Source organism: Vibrio chanodichtyis, assembly GCF_028863985.1.
Lineage (GTDB): Bacteria > Pseudomonadota > Gammaproteobacteria > Enterobacterales > Vibrionaceae > Vibrio > Vibrio chanodichtyis.
The window spans coordinates 64,123-80,197 of the sequence record NZ_JARBFT010000001.1 but is presented as its reverse complement, the minus strand read 5'-3'; the positions used below and the strand labels follow the sequence as shown (position 1 = coordinate 80,197).

Annotated in this window: 11 protein-coding genes; 5 read left to right on the top strand and 6 right to left on the bottom strand. The window is 46.2% G+C overall.

Annotation, left to right across the window (positions count from 1 at the left end):
• Nucleotides 1–138: 138 nt before the first annotated feature.
• Together glnS and nagE are read right to left on the bottom strand one after the other, a co-directional pair.
• Nucleotides 139–1,809, bottom strand: a complete 1,671-nt coding sequence (gene glnS, locus PUN32_RS00335; protein ID WP_274721236.1) for a glutamine--tRNA ligase — start codon at nucleotides 1,807–1,809, stop codon at nucleotides 139–141.
• 302 nt (nucleotides 1,810–2,111) lie between these two features.
• On the bottom strand, nucleotides 2,112–3,599 hold the full coding sequence (nagE, locus tag PUN32_RS00330; RefSeq protein ID WP_274721235.1) for an N-acetylglucosamine-specific PTS transporter subunit IIBC: 1,488 nt from the start codon (nucleotides 3,597–3,599) through the stop codon (nucleotides 2,112–2,114).
• A gap of 718 nt (nucleotides 3,600–4,317) precedes the next feature.
• On the opposite strand from nagE, the gene nagA reads away from it, so the two are divergent.
• The 4 genes from nagA (at nucleotide 4,318) to asnB (ending at nucleotide 10,214) form a co-directional block, all read left to right on the top strand.
• Nucleotides 4,318–5,454: an N-acetylglucosamine-6-phosphate deacetylase gene (gene nagA, locus PUN32_RS00325; protein WP_166014630.1), complete on the top strand. Its 1,137-nt coding sequence runs from the start codon at nucleotides 4,318–4,320 to the stop codon at nucleotides 5,452–5,454.
• 2 nt (nucleotides 5,455–5,456) lie between these two features.
• Nucleotides 5,457–6,671 carry a DNA-binding transcriptional regulator NagC gene (gene nagC / locus PUN32_RS00320; RefSeq protein ID WP_274721234.1) on the top strand — a complete coding sequence of 405 codons (1,215 nt, stop codon included), beginning with the start codon at nucleotides 5,457–5,459 and terminating at the stop codon, nucleotides 6,669–6,671.
• Nucleotides 6,672–6,764: 93 nt separating this feature from the next.
• Complete coding sequence (locus PUN32_RS00315) at nucleotides 6,765–8,351, top strand: cation:proton antiporter family protein (protein ID WP_166014628.1); 1,587 nt, start codon at nucleotides 6,765–6,767, stop codon at nucleotides 8,349–8,351.
• A gap of 198 nt (nucleotides 8,352–8,549) precedes the next feature.
• The gene (gene asnB / locus PUN32_RS00310) at nucleotides 8,550–10,214 is read left to right on the top strand and encodes an asparagine synthase B (RefSeq protein WP_166014627.1); all 1,665 of its coding nucleotides are present in this window, start codon (nucleotides 8,550–8,552) and stop codon (nucleotides 10,212–10,214) included.
• Nucleotides 10,215–10,326: 112 nt separating this feature from the next.
• Here the strand turns inward: asnB and rfaH are convergent, their stop codons facing one another.
• From rfaH to htpG, 4 genes are all read right to left on the bottom strand, one after another.
• Nucleotides 10,327–10,824, bottom strand: a complete 498-nt coding sequence (rfaH, locus tag PUN32_RS00305; protein ID WP_274721233.1) for a transcription/translation regulatory transformer protein RfaH — start codon at nucleotides 10,822–10,824, stop codon at nucleotides 10,327–10,329.
• Between the two features lie 119 nt (nucleotides 10,825–10,943).
• Nucleotides 10,944–11,927 carry a ferrochelatase gene (hemH, locus tag PUN32_RS00300; RefSeq protein ID WP_274721232.1) on the bottom strand — a complete coding sequence of 328 codons (984 nt, stop codon included), beginning with the start codon at nucleotides 11,925–11,927 and terminating at the stop codon, nucleotides 10,944–10,946.
• 120 nt (nucleotides 11,928–12,047) lie between these two features.
• Nucleotides 12,048–12,692: an adenylate kinase gene (gene adk / locus PUN32_RS00295; RefSeq protein ID WP_166014624.1), complete on the bottom strand. Its 645-nt coding sequence runs from the start codon at nucleotides 12,690–12,692 to the stop codon at nucleotides 12,048–12,050.
• A 369-nt stretch (nucleotides 12,693–13,061) separates the two neighbouring features.
• On the bottom strand, nucleotides 13,062–14,969 hold the full coding sequence (htpG, locus tag PUN32_RS00290; protein WP_274721231.1) for a molecular chaperone HtpG: 1,908 nt from the start codon (nucleotides 14,967–14,969) through the stop codon (nucleotides 13,062–13,064).
• A gap of 263 nt (nucleotides 14,970–15,232) precedes the next feature.
• Here htpG and PUN32_RS00285 point away from each other — a divergent pair, with 263 nt between their 5' ends.
• A complete protein-coding gene (locus PUN32_RS00285; RefSeq protein ID WP_166014622.1) occupies nucleotides 15,233–16,075 on the top strand; it encodes a winged helix-turn-helix domain-containing protein in 843 nt (280 codons plus the stop codon).

The window sequence follows — 16,075 nt, the reverse complement described above, 5'->3', positions numbered from 1 at the left end:
GGCAAAAAATGTGTCATGACCGGAATAATCGCAGCAATCTCACACAAATTTCAGCGCTAACCTCAACCAAATTTATTTTCACCGTAAAAAATAAGCCAGCACTGTGGCTGGCTTAGCGAACAAAACTAACCGTTTTGATTACTGTTCATCGATTTTTGCAAAGCTATCGCGTAAACCGACCGTGCGATTGAACACCAATCTTTGTGGCGTAGAATCTTGGTTATCGGCACAGAAATACCCCATCCGCTCAAATTGATAACCGCACTCCGGTTGGGCGGCAAGCAAACTTGGCTCAACATAACCTTGCACTTTGCTTAATGATTGTGGGTTAATCGTAGCCGCAAAGTCATCGGCAGCGGCCGGATTTGGCACAGTGAACAGAGGCTGGTACAGACAAAATTCAGCAGCGACACCCTGTTCTGCAGATACCCAGTGGATCACCCCTTTCACTTTACGTCCATCGGCTGGATTTTTACCCAAAGTTTGTGGATCGTAAGAGCAGAAAATAGTGGTGATATTGCCTTGTGCATCTTTTTCGATACGCTCAGCTTTGATCACATAAGCACCACGCAGGCGAACTTCTTTGCCTAACACCAAACGCTTGTATTTCTTGTTGCCTTCTTCACGGAAATCTTCGCGCTCAATCCACAATTCGCGCGTAAATGGCACTTCGCGCTCACCCATCTCCGGTTTATTGGGATGATTGGCTAAAGTTAGGGTTTCTACACTTTCCGCGGCGAAGTTCTCAATCACCACTTTAACTGGATCCAGCACCGCCATCGCACGCGGGGCATTTTCATTCAGGTCGTCACGAATGCATGATTCTAACGCACTGTATTCAATCATATTTTCTTGTTTAGTCACCCCAATCCGTTTACAAAACTCTCGAATCGCACTTGGGGTAAAACCACGGCGACGTAAACCGGAAATGGTTGGCATGCGCGGATCATTCCAGCCAGTAACCAGTTTTTCAGTCACTAGTTGGTTGAGTTTACGCTTAGACATCACCGTATATTCAAGGTTTAAGCGGCTGAATTCATACTGGCGTGGTTGGCAAGCAATCGTAATATTATCCAGAACCCAGTCATACAAACGGCGGTTATCTTGGAACTCAAGAGTACAGATTGAGTGAGTGATCCCTTCTAGCGCATCGGAAATGCAGTGAGTAAAGTCGTACATCGGGTAGATACACCACTTATCACCGGTTTGATGGTGAGTGGCAAAGCGCACGCGATACAACACAGGATCACGCATCACAATGAAAGAGGAAGCCATGTCGATTTTGGCGCGTAAACACGCTTGGCCTTCAGCAAATTCACCGGCACGCATTTTTTCAAACAAGGCCAGGTTTTCCGCCACGCTACGATCGCGGTATGGGCTGTGCTTACCTGGCGCAGTTAAGGTGCCACGGTATTCACGAATTTGTTCAGGTGTCAGCTCATCAACATACGCCAAGCCTTTTTCAATCAGCTCAATCGCATACTTATACAACTGGTCAAAATAATCCGATGAGTAACAAACCTCACCTGACCACTCAAAGCCAAGCCAAGTCACATCTTTCTTGATTGACTCAACGTATTCGAGGTTTTCTTTTTCTGGGTTGGTATCATCAAAACGCAGATTACACTGGCCCTGATAATCCTGAGCAATACCAAAATTCAGACAGATTGATTTCGCGTGACCGATATGCAGGTAACCATTCGGCTCCGGCGGGAAACGAGTATGCACGGTGGTGTGTTTACCATCCGCAAGATCTTTATCGATAATTTGGCGGATAAAGTTCGATGGACGAGCCTCAGCTTCACTCATCTATAGCACCTCAAAATTCATTTAGTATTGTCAGAAAGCGTTTCTGTCTCTTGCGCGGCAAAAATTTGCGTAGCGTAGCATAGGCTAGAAAACAGAAAATATTGCCGCTAATCATCCACAATTCTTAGCGTTGGCACAATAAAAAGTATGGATTTGTTGTGATTATTTCTATGGTTTGCTGGTTATATCGTCGCTCACTCATCAAATGACGGGTAGCGGTCACCGGTTGTCGCTTGGCAAGCGGTAACGAAAAAGCCTCCGCTTTCGCGAAGGCTTGAAGTATCTCTAAAATTGATCAACGACTATGGCAGTTTTACAGCTGAGAGATCATCGTTTGGGTTGATATTTTTCATTTCACCCGCCACGATTTCGGCTAGAGGGCCAAGGATCACTTGCAGGTTATTGGTACCCAATTTCACCACACCCATTGCACCCAATGCTTTTAAAGTTTTCTCATCAATTACGCTCATATCGTTAACCGATAGGCGTAGACGAGTGATACACGCATCAATGCTTGACAAGTTAGCATGGCCACCCAGAGCTTTCAGGTACTGTTTTGCTAGCTCAGAAGACTCTTTTGCGCCAGAGATTTGATTGTCGCTGTCATCATCTTCACGACCTGGTGTTTTCAGACCGAATTTTAAAATTGCAGTGCGGAAAATCACATAGTACAGAGCAAAGAATACCAGACCTTGTGCAATCAGCATGTACCAGTTAACGGCTAGAGGGTTGCGAGATGACAACACCATATCGACCAGACCGGCTGAGAAACCAAAACCTGCAATCCACTGCATTGAAGCGGCGATGAACACTGACAGACCAGTTAACGCTGCGTGCAGTACATACAGCGCTGGAGCTAGGAACATGAATGAGAATTCAAGTGGTTCGGTTACACCAGTAAAGAATGAAGCAAAGCCTGCTGCGATCATGATCGAAGCCACTTTTTCTTTATTCTTAGCTGTAGAGGTGTGATAGATAGCCAGTGCCGCACCTGGTAAACCAAACATCATGATTGGGAAGAAGCCCGCTTGGTACATACCGGTAATACCTGGGATACCCGTACCTTCAGCGATAGATTTTGCACCACCTAAGAAGTTAGGAATATCGTTGATACCCGCAACATCAAACCAGAATACTGAGTTAAGTGCGTGGTGTAAGCCAACAGGGATTAATAAACGGTTAAAGAAGGCATAGATACCCGCACCAGCAGAGCCTAAATCTTGGATAGACTCACCAAATGTCACCAGACCGCCATACACATGTGGCCATACGTACATCAGGATAAAGGCAATGAAGATACCCGCGAAAGAGGTCAAGATTGGTACCAAACGTTTACCAGAGAAGAACGCCAACGCTTTGTGCAGCTCAACACTTGAGAAACGGTTATAGATTTCCGCCGAAACAATACCGACTAAGATACCCACAAACTGGTTGTTAATTTTGCCAAACGCAGCAGGCACAGCACTTAGATCAATACCTTGAATTTGTGCAACCGCTCCTGGCGACAGTAGGGTTGTCACCACTAAGAAGCCAACAAAACCCGATAGTGCCGCTGCACCATCTTTATCTTTAGACATACCGTACGCGACACCGACCGCAAACAGTACTGACATATTGTCGATAATCGCAGCACCCGCCTTGATCAAGAAAGCAGCTAATGCACTGTTTGCACCCCAACCATTAGGGTCGATCCAGTAACCGATGCCCATGAGTATTGCAGCGGCAGGCAGGGTGGCAACCGGTACCATCAACGCCTTACCTACTTTCTGGAAGTATCCGAGAATATTCACCTTAAGTTCCCCCTATAGGATTTTTATATAGTATTAGAAGACTTTTTTTAGCCTCCCAATTTAGTCCAAGTCAGTTTATGACATTAATTTTGCTCCGCAAATTAAAACCTCATCATTTGTGATCCTAATCACCAGACGCGGGCACAATACAAGGATTTTGCTAGCCAGATCATAAAACTTATTTTAAGATACAAAAAAACAGCCTTGATACACTAGTATCATAGCGTTTGTTGGTCAGACCTCCATCGTGTTACACTACTAAATATCGCTTTACGCACTTAATTAACCAGGTAAATCTCGATAAAAAATAGCCAGACCAGCACTTATTTTTAGCCGCAGTTACTGTCGGCTTCAGCAAAAAAGATAATTCGCGTCTTGATTAAAGTTCGCTAACTAAGTGAAAGTTACCCAAACTCCTTGGAGTTGCAGGTAAGCGGCAAGTGATTGAGCCCCCATGAGCATAGGCAAACTATGTGATTGGGGTGAGCAAGCGTAGCCAACACCGCTGCAGCTTCAAGCAGAAAGGGGATACACGTTTTAGTGGCGTCATCTTGTCAAGTCGCTATGCCCAAACCTCTTGGTGTTGCAGCTAAGCAGCAGATCCGTCCCCATGAGCATAGCAACAGGCTACGACTGGGTGAGCGAAGGTAGCTCGACAATGTCAACGAGTAAGGGAAGACACTGAATCTAAAAATATTGACAAGAGGATTAGCTGATCATGTACGCGCTAACTAACTGCAAAATCTATACCGGCAATGATGTACTAATAAACCACGCGGTGGTTATCCAACACCAACAAATCGAAGCGGTTTGCCCAGTCGCGTCTTTGCCTGCGGATATTAAAGTGATTGACCTACAAGGTGCGAATCTTAGCCCTGGTTTTATCGATTTACAGCTCAACGGCTGTGGTGGAGTGATGCTCAATGATGAGATCACGGCAAAAACCATCGATATCATGCACCAAGCCAATTTGAAATCTGGCTGTACTAGCTTCTTACCGACCCTGATCACCTCTTCTGATCAAGATATGCGTCAAGCGATTGCAGCAGCTCGTGAGTATCAAAACCAATATCCGAATCAATCGCTCGGTTTGCATTTAGAAGGCCCTTACCTCAATGTGATGAAAAAAGGCATTCACAGTGTCGATTTTATCCGCCCTTCTGATGACGAAATGATTGAAACCATGTGTGCCAATCGCGATGTGATCGCCAAAGTGACTCTAGCGCCGGAAAATAACCGACCTGAGCACATCGAAAAACTGGTTAAAGCCGGGATTGTAGTTTCTATCGGCCACACCAACGCAACTTATGCCGAAGCACGCCAAAGCTTTGAATCTGGCATCACTTTCGCCACTCATTTATTTAATGCGATGACGCCAATGGTGGGTCGTGAACCCGGCGTAGTCGGCGCAATTTATGATACGCCAGAAGTGTATGCGGGGATCATCGCCGATGGCTTCCATGTTGATTACGCCAACATCCGAATTGCTCATAAAATCAAGGGCGATAAGCTAGTATTAGTGACCGATGCCACAGCTCCTGCAGGCGCAGAGATGGATCACTTTATTTTTGTTGGTAAGAAAGTATATTACCGAGACGGCAAATGTATTGATGAAAATGGTACACTTGGCGGCTCAGCCCTAACCATGATTGAAGCAGTTCAAAATACGGTTGAGCATGTAGGGATCGCTTTAGATGAAGCGCTGCGAATGGCGACTTTGTATCCAGCCAAAGCAATCGGTGTTGATGATAAATTAGGTCGTATCAAAAAAGGTATGATCGCCAACCTGACTGTTTTTGACCGCGACTTCAATGTTAAAGCGACAGTAGTTAACGGACAATACGAGCACAATTAATAATGAATGGCGGACAAATTGGTAACGTAGATTTAGTTAAACAACTAAATAGTGCAGCGGTTTACCGCTTGATTGACCAACAAGGACCGATCAGTCGAATCCAAGTGGCTGATATCAGTCAGTTGGCTCCCGCCAGTGTTACTAAAATTACCCGACAACTGCTTGAGCGCGGCCTGATTAAAGAGGTCGCCCAACAAGCTTCGACGGGTGGTCGACGAGCGATTTCGTTAACCACCGAAGTACAACCCTTTCACTCTATCGCGGTCCGTATCGGCCGCGACTATATCCAGCTCAGTCTGTATGACTTGGGCGGAAACTCGCTGGTTGATGAGCACCATGAGTTTCACTACCACAACCAAGAGGTGTTGCTGGCCAACCTTATCAAACGCATCCAACAATTTGTGCAACAACATAACGCTCTGATTGAACAATTAATTGCGATTGGTGTTGCACTACCTGGTTTGATTAATCCAGAAACTGGCGTAGTGGAATACATGCCCAATGTTGAGATCAATCAACTGCCGCTTGGTGCTGCCATTCGTGAACAGTTTGCGGTGGAATGTTTTGTCGGTAACGATGTACGCGGTATGGCTCTGGCCGAACATTATTTCGGAGCCAGCCAAGACTGCCAAGACTCGATCTTAGTTAGCGTGCACCGCGGTACTGGGGCAGGGATCATCGTTAACGGCCAAGTATTTTTAGGCTATAACCGCAACGTTGGTGAAATTGGCCATATTCAAATTGATCCACTCGGTGAACAGTGCCAGTGCGGCAATTTTGGGTGCCTAGAAACTGTCGCCACCAATCCAGCGATTGTTTCACGAGTTAAAAAATTGATCGCACAAGGCTATGAATCATCACTGGCTAATTTATCCAGCATCACGATTGATGAAGTTTGCCAACATGCCAATGCAGGTGATGAACTGGCTAAACAAGCGCTGGTGCGAGTCGGCAATCAACTCGGTAAAGCGATTGCCATTACCGTCAACCTGTTTAACCCACAGAAAATTGTGATTGCCGGACAAATCACCGCCACCAAAGAGATCGTGTTTCCTGCCATTCAACGTAATGTCGAAAATCAATCACTGAAAACGTTCCACCAACATTTGCCGATTGTCGCTTCACAACTCGATAAGCAACCAACCATAGGTGCTTTTGCAATGATCAAGCGCGCGATGTTAAATGGCGTTTTGTTACAAAAATTGTTGGAAGACTAAGCTTTTTAGTTAAATTTGAGCAACAGATTAACCTATAATGGCGGTGGTATGTAATACCACCGTTTTTTTATTATTAAATTAAGAACATAGCTCATGGATTTGATACTTCTTTCTGCGGCTTTTCTAGCCGGATTTATCGCTTTAAAGTGCCATTTACCCCCACTGGTCGGCTTTTTGATCGCCGGATTTGCCCTCAATGCTTATGGATTTACAAGCAATGCGACCCTTTCGACCTTGGCGGATTTAGGGGTCACTCTGCTTCTGTTTACCATCGGCTTAAAGCTGGAGGTCAAAACTCTGCTCGCGAAAGAGATCTGGGCCGGTGCGACCATCCACAATTTGCTCTCGACCGCACTATTCACGATTTTATTGTTGATCTTCAAACAACTAGGACTCACCAGTCTGGCCGAGCTCTCGTTGGATAAACTGCTTTTGGTCGGTTTTGCCCTGTCATTCTCTAGTACGGTTTTTGCGGTAAAATCGCTACAAGAAAAAGGTGAAATGAATGCCACCTACGGCACGCTGGCGATTGGTATTCTGGTCATGCAGGATATTTTTGCAGTAGTGTTCCTCACCGCCTCCACTGGCAAACTGCCAGAGTGGTACGCCATTGGCCTATTCATTCTGCCGTTACTACGCCCACTGTTTTATGAACTATTAGATTGGGTCGGCCATGGTGAAATGCTGGTCCTATTTGGCATTTTCTTTGCGCTAGTCGTTGGCGCAGGCAGCTTCCAACTGGTTGGTATGAAACCCGATCTTGGCGCACTGATTTTAGGCATGATGCTCGCCAGCCATCATAAAGCCTCGGAATTATCCAAAGCCCTATTCAATCTCAAAGAAGTATTCTTAGTCTGCTTCTTTCTCAATATCGGACTGTCCGCCCAACCGACCAGCACCGGGATCATGCTTGCGCTGCTGTTACTGCTGCTGCTGCCAATCAAAGGGGTTCTGTATTTTTGGGTCATCCATCAATTCCATTTCCGGGTGCGCACCTCATTGCTTGCGTCATTCTCACTGTTTAACTTCAGTGAATTTGGGCTGATTGTCGGTGGACTGGCGTTCAAAATGGGCTGGATCAACAGTGATATTCTGGTCGCCCTAGCGGTTTCGGTGCCTTTATCGTTTATTTTAGCCGCGCCAATTGAACGTAAAGGTCATGCCATATACCAGCGTTCAGCCAGATGGCTGAAAGAGTGTGCCGCCGAGTCACTGCATACCCGTGATCGGCTGATTGATCCTGGTACAGCACAAGTGCTGATTTTAGGCATGGGCAGGATCGGCCGTGGCGCTTATGAAGAGCTCACCTCACGGCATGGCGAGATCTGTCTCGGGGTCGAAATTCGTGAAGATGCCGCAATTAGCCATCGTGAACAGGGACGCAATGTGATCTCTGGTGATGCAACCGACCCTGATTTTTGGGAGCGCATTTTTGACACCGGAAAAGTCAAACTGGTGTTACTGGCGATGCCCCACCATCAAGCTAACCAAGTGGCACTTGAACAATTACACAAACGCCATTACCAAGGACAAATTGCCGCGATAGCAGAGTATCCAGATCAGATCGAGAGCCTGCTTGAGCAAGGAGCTCACGCGGCATTCAACATTTACAGTGAGGCGGGTACTGGTTTTGCACGCCATGTATCGGAGCAACTCAAGCCAAACTTTACCAAACGCTAGTCAGGCATAGGGCGAATTTCGCCCTATCGTCTATTTTCCCATCAATTATTAAACCGCATCTAACCAAACCAACAAATAAATAGAAAAAATTTAATCAAAATCTTTTTATTCAAAATAAAACCTAAGCAAGGGTTGCGATTTTTAATCAGAATGGCAAATTAATGCCAACAGATTAAAAAACATTTAAAAGGAATTGATATGTGTTCTATTTTTGGCATCTTAGACATTAAAACCGATGCAGCGGCATTACGACCAGTGGCACTGGAAATGTCGAAAAAACTGCGCCATCGTGGCCCTGACTGGTCTGGGATCTACGCCTGCGACAAAGCCATTCTGGCTCATGAACGTCTGGCAATTGTCGGTCTGAGCAGCGGTGCGCAACCCCTGTATAGCCCAGATCGTAAGCTGATCTTAGCGGTCAATGGTGAAATCTATAACCACAAAGAGATCCGTGAGCGTTACCAAGGCCAATATCAATTCCAAACTGACTCTGATTGTGAGGTGATCTTAGCTCTATACCGTGATAAAGGGGTTGAGCTATTAGAAGAACTCAACGGCATTTTCGCCTTCGTCCTCTACGATGAAGAAAAAGACCAGTACCTGATCGGCCGTGACCATATTGGCATCATCCCGCTTTATCAGGGCCATGATGAACACGGTAACTTATATGTCGCTTCGGAAATGAAAGCACTGGTTCCGGTGTGTAAAACCTTGAGTGAATTTCCTCCTGGTAGCTATTTAAGCTCACAAGATAAAACCGCGACGCGCTACTACGTGCGAGACTGGAACCACTATGATGCAGTAAAAGACAACGTCAGCAGCAAGCAAGAACTCACCCAAGCGTTAGAAGCCGCAGTAAAACGTCAACTGATGACCGATGTGCCTTATGGGGTACTGCTGTCTGGTGGACTCGACTCATCAATTACCTCAGCGATTGCGAAACGTTTTGCCGCCATGCGAATTGAAGATGATGAGAAAACCGCCGCTTGGTGGCCACAATTGCACTCATTCGCGATTGGTTTAGAAGGCGCGCCAGATCTCAAAGCGGCGCGTGAAGTGGCAGAGCAAATTGGCACCGTTCACCATGAAATGATCTATACCCTGCAAGAAGGATTAGACGCGATCCGTGATGTGATTTATCACATTGAGACTTATGACGTCACAACGATTCGAGCCTCAACCCCGATGTTCTTAATGGGCAGAAAAATCAAAGCGATGGGGATTAAAATGGTGCTTTCTGGCGAAGGGGCAGATGAAATCTTTGGTGGCTATCTCTATTTCCACAAAGCCCCCAACGCGCAAGAATTCCATGAAGAAACGGTTCGCAAACTGCTAGCACTCAACCTATTTGACTGTGCTCGCGCGAACAAATCACTGGCGGCTTGGGGTGTAGAAGGCCGTGTTCCCTTCCTCGATAAAGAGTTTATTGATGTCGCGATGCGCCTCAACCCACAAGATAAAATGTGTGGCAACGGTAAGATGGAAAAACACATTCTACGCGAATGCTTTGAGGATTATCTGCCGGCGTCGATTGCATGGCGTCAAAAAGAGCAGTTTTCTGACGGCGTCGGTTACGGCTGGATTGATACTCTGAAAGCCACCGCGGAAGCCAAAGTCACCGATCAACAGATGGAGAGCGCGTCATTCCGCTTCCCTTACAACACGCCGACCACCAAAGAAGGCTACGTGTATCGAGAAATTTTTGAAGAGCTGTTCCCACTAGAATCGGCAGCACGCTGCGTACCGGGAGGCCCATCCGTCGCTTGCTCTTCCGCGAAAGCCATTGAGTGGGATGAATCGTTTAAAAACTGCATCGATCCATCCGGTCGTGCGGTGAAAGCGGTGCACAAACAGGCTTACTAAGTTTTAATGCGTTCACAGCAAACTCAAATAGAACGCAGATAACAAAAAAGCCAGAGCCGATCCGATCGCTCTGGCTTTTTTATCGTGTGCAGCGCAAAAAACTCACTCAGCGTTAGGTGATTTCCCAATCCGTATTTTCAATACTGATCGGTACTTGCTGACTGATCATGTTAACCAGCATAATCGAGCGAGTTTCGCCATCCGGTTGCTGATAAATAGCATCAATCCCAGCAAACTGGCCTCGGGCAACGTGTACCGTTTGTCCTTGCTCTGGCAACTGATTAACCACTTGGCGCGATTTTTCAGCATCAAGCTGCTTTAATTGATCAATCAGTTCTGCTGGCACTTCATGTGGGATGAGCCCCAAGCGTACAAAATCCACCACTCCTCGCGTTGAACGCACAGTGGTAAAGCAAGGACCCAATTCAAAATCAAAGCGCACAAAGAGATAGGATGGAAACAGTGGTTCCAAGCGCTTTTGCTGCTTACCTTTGTGAATTTTCTCCACCCATATTTTCGGGTAGAAACACTCGACACTCTGATTGTTCAAGTGCAGCTGCGCGCGCTGCTGTTCACCGCGCTTACAGTAAAGTAGATACCAACGTTTCATATTTATTTTTATCAGCCAACTTTTTTGGGGCATGCTATCACACCCAACTGACAAAGGTGAAATCAGCCATTAAGCGCCATTGCACTAGATTGCCATACCAGCACACCAAGGGAGATTTTCTAATACTCCATGATTGGCTTGCCAATATTCGTATTGACCAGATCCGCCATCAGCGCAATATGCGGCGAGCTATCGTTTAAACAAGCAATGTAATGGAAAGCTTCACCACCATGGTGCAGGAAAATGTGCCGATTCTGCTCAGCGATCTCTTCTAACGTTTCTAAACAATCGACCGAAAAGGCAGGACAAATCACATCCAGCTTTTTCACCCCCTGATTGGGCAAGGCTTGCATGGTTTGGTCAGTATAAGGCTGCAGCCATACTTCCTTACCAAACTGCGACTGGTAACTCATCATCACCTTATCCGCCGCTAACCCTAACGCCTCAGCCAGTAAGCGAGTGGTGGTTTGGCACTGTAGGGGATAAATATCACCATGATCGGCATAGCGCTGCGGAATACCATGGTAAGAGCAAAGTAACAGATCACCTTGTCCATGTTGCTGCCATGAATCGCGAACAGTTTGCGCGAGCGCTTGGATATACAGCGGGTGATCATGATAATCGGGAATAAATTGCAACTGAGGGACCACTGGTAATTGGCGCAACGCTCGTGCTAGACCATCAAATACCGCCGCCGTCGTCGTAGCCGAATATTGCGGATAGAGCGGTAGTACAACAATCTGCTCTACGCCTTGCTGCTGCAACTTACGTACACCGTCCAATAAGCTCGGCTGGCCATAAGTCATACCCAGCTCGACTGGAGATTGAGTTAGCTGTGCCAGTTTTGCCCGTTGACTGAGCGAATAAACCATCAGTGGCGAGCCTTGCTCCATCCAAATCGACTGATACAGCTTGGCCACTTTCGGTGCGCGAGTCGGCAAAATAATCCCATGCAGCAATGGACACCATAACCAGCGATTCATATCCACCACCCGCTGATCATGTAAAAACTGGCTCAAGAACGCTTTCACCGCTTGCGTAGTTGGCGCATTAGGCGTACCCAAATTGGCCAGCAAAATACCGACTTTTTTATGCTGATTCATCGCTTCCTTCAATAAGCACAAGGCTAAGATTATCGTTCTACGGATTAAAGTGTATAAAAAAAGCGGCATCACTGCCGCTTTATTTGACCTATCAATCCAATCAGATAATCGGAAGAATTATTACGCCAAAGCGTGAGCGATGTCAGCACTCACTTCGCTCACTGGTTTAGTACCATCAAACTTAAGATATTGAGTATGACCAGCCGCCGCTTCTTTACCGTAGTAATCAATCAGCGGCGCAGTTTGGGTGTGATAAACTTGCAGACGTGCGCGAACGGTCTCTTCTTTATCATCTTCGCGGATCACTAAATCTTCACCAGTCACATCATCTTTACCCGCCACTTGCGGTGGATTGTAAACTACGTGGTAAGTACGACCTGAAGCAATGTGTGCACGACGACCGGCCATGCGCTCAACAATCACATCATCAGCCACATCAAACTCAATCACATAATCGACATTGATACCCATCGCTTTTAAGCCATCCGCCTGTGGGATAGTGCGTGGGAAGCCATCAAGTAGGAAACCTTTCTCACAATCCGCTTGAGCAATACGCTCTTTGATCAGACCTAAAATGATCTCATCTGAGACCAATTGCCCAGCATCGATTACCGCTTTCGCTTGCTGACCAAGCTCAGTGCCCGCCTTGATGGCTGCACGCAGCATGTCACCAGTCGAAATTTGTGGGATCGCAAATTTGTCCATGATGAATTGAGCCTGTGTGCCTTTACCTGCACCCGGAGCGCCGAGAAGAATGATGCGCATGTTTTATCCTCATACTAATTAATTTTTATACCGAAGCTCACTGCATAAACCAAACTAACGGTAAGTTTCGGTATAACCGATAGCAATCTCGCCAAACGATCACTTAACTTTAGAAAAATTCACCACCAAGGCTCACTTACTAAGGTTCGCTTGCCAAGTCGGCGTGCAAAAATACACGCGTTAATGACCACATTCAAGTGCGGAATTCTACCACACAAATTTGCCCGCATAGCGGCCACAGCAAAAGAATGTGATAACCCAAACCCGCATCCGTCAGCTTGCTGCAACAACCACTCTAAAAACGCCAACTTCAGCAACTAAAAAGCCCGCCGAAGCGGGCTAAGAAACCGAAGATCACACCAGTAAGCTTTAGTGTGTAGAGGTTAATAGTTGGTTAATCGCCGTTAAAAATTGGCTTGGATCTTCCATCGAACCGCGTTCGGCCAACATGGCTTGTCCCAGTAATACCTCAACCCAGCGGCCAAAAATTTGTTCATCCGCTTGATCAGCCATGCTTTTCACCAACGCATGCTCTGGGTTAATTTCAAGGATGTACTTCACTTCAGGTGCAGGCTGACCCGCTGCGGCCAATAGTTTCGCCATTTGGGTACCCATTTCATAATCATCGGTCACCACTACTGCAGGTGTGTTAGCCAGTTTGAACGTGGTACGAACCTCTTTCACTCGGCTACCTAAATAGCCTTTGATACGTTCAACCACAGACTTAAATTGCTCTTCCGTCTCTTTATGTTTCTCTTTTTCGGCTTCATCTTCGAACTGGCTGAGATCCAAGCCGGCTTTGGTGATGGACTGGAACGCTTTACCCTCAAACTCTGGCAAATAATTCATCAACCATTCGTCAATGCGATCAAACATCAGAATGACTTCAATCCCTTTTGACTTAAACTGCTCCAAGTGTGGGCTGTTTTTCGCAGCGGTATAGCTGTCTGCCGTCAGATAGTAGATCTTGTCTTGACCTTCTTTCATGCGCTCAACATAAGCGGCAAGACCGATGGTTTGCTCTGCCGAATCGACATGAGTAGAAGCAAAACGTAGCAAGCTAGCAATTTGATCACGGTGGGCAAAATCTTCGGCTGGGCCTTCTTTAAGTACCAAACCAAACTCTTTCCAGAATTTTTGATAGTTTTCGGCATCATTGCTCGCCATACGCTCCAGCATGGTCAGCACGCGTTTGGTACAGGCTTGACGCAGCGATTGGGTCACCTTGTTATCTTGCAGAATTTCGCGTGACACGTTGAGCGGCAGATCGTTGGAGTCAATCAAACCACGCACAAAACGCAGGTAAGAAGGCATAAACTGCGCCGCATCATCCATAATAAACACGCGTTGCACATACAGCTTCAAGCCATGTTTATGATCGCGGTTGTAGAGATCCCACGGCGCTTTGGCTGGAATATACAGCAAGCTGGTGTAATCATTTTTACCTTCAACCTTGTTATGGCTCCATAACAAAGGATCGCTAAAATCATGCGACACATGCTTATAAAATTCTTTATATTCTTCATCGCTCACCTCTGATTTAGAACGAGTCCACAACGCTTGTGCCTTATTGACCTGTTCCCATTTAGTGACAGAGGTTGCTTGACCTTGTTCATCCAACTCTGCAGTTTGGATATAAACCGGAATACCAATGTGATCAGAATATTTACCAATCACATCGCGCAGACGCCACTCGGACAGAAATTCTTGGCCATCTTCGCGCAAATGTAGAATGATTTCGGTACCACGCGAGGCTTTATTAATGGTTTCAACCGTGTACTCACCTTCCCCTTGCGAATGCCACTGTACCGCATCGGCCGCCGCGCTTCCCGCAGCACGGGTGCGCACGGTCACCGCATCGGCAACAATAAAGGCCGAATAGAAACCGACCCCAAATTGACCAATCAATTGTGAGTTTTTCGACTGCTGATCGGAAAGTTTGGAGAAAAACTCCGCGGTCCCCGATTTCGCAATGGTGCCAAGGTTTTCGATCACTTCATCACGACTCATACCGATACCATTATCGGCAATGGTCAACGTCTGCTGATCTTTATCAAACGATAGCTTGACCGCTAACTCGGCATCCCCCTGATACAGTTCAGGGTTTGAGAGAGCTTGAAAACGCAACTTATCCGCTGCATCAGAAGCATTAGAAATCAATTCACGTAAAAAAATCTCTTTGTTGGAATACAAAGAGTGAATCATCAGGTGCAGTAGTTGCTTAACTTCCGATTGAAAACCACGGGTTTCTTTATTAGTGGTTACTGTATCGCTCATAATCGCTCCGTTTACTTCTGTTTCAAACTGTTGATCCATCGAGAGACAATGGAATGACCTTGATCTGTCAGAGAGATATGGACAAAAAATGTAAATTCAAGGTCAAAAGTCATAAAAACACTGTTTTTTGTTGGCGATTGGATTATCCTAGCCACATATTTTTATCAAAAAAGATAAAAAACCAGTAAAGTCTGCCTATTGGGACAAGGAAATACTGGGATAGCCGATGTTCATACTAGGACGCAACTCAAAAGAAGATATCGATGGGTAATATTGGTACTAAATTCATTGTTGCTGAAAGATTCACCTTTGATCCCTTAAGCAATGCGCTGATTGATAAAGACAATGATCAAGAGTTAATCCGGCTCGGCAGTAACGAAAGCCGCATTCTATGGTTACTGGCCCAGCGTCCCAATGATGTGGTGTCTCGCCATGATTTACATGCTTTTGTCTGGCGCGAACAAGGATTTGAGGTCGATGACTCCAGTCTGACCCAAGCCATTTCAACCTTGCGCAAAACGCTGAAAGATTCCACTAAACTGCCACAATACATTAAAACCGTGCCCAAACGTGGTTATCAACTCATCGCGCGGGTGGAAATTGTTGAACAAACCATTCAGCGCGACAGCGAATTATTAAGCACCGAGTTTGCCGAAACTGACAAGATGTCGTCTGAAGTGCTCGAAGAGTGTACTGCCCCCAAAATCAGCCACTCTCAACCCTCAACTAGCGCAACGCCAGTCAAAACTAAGCCCGACTGGCTCACTCGGCTAATGTTTTTGGTCGCGATTGTGATGCCATGTTTAGTGTTGCTCACCAACCCAAGCCAAGCCAATTTCAAACCGTTAACCACGGTAGATGGGATTGCGGTCAATACCCCGATTAACCATCCGGATCTGTCACCTTGGCTAATTCCGATCAAATTATGCATCCAAAAATATAATCAACAACATACGGATCAATTAAAGCCACTGATGGTGATTGCCACCGGTGGGCAAAATAACCAACTCACGCTCAACTATATTCATAGCACTGCAGCCTCTAACAGCAATATCAGTTTACGCATTGTGGCCAATCCCAGCGATGCAATTAAAGTGTGCGAATAG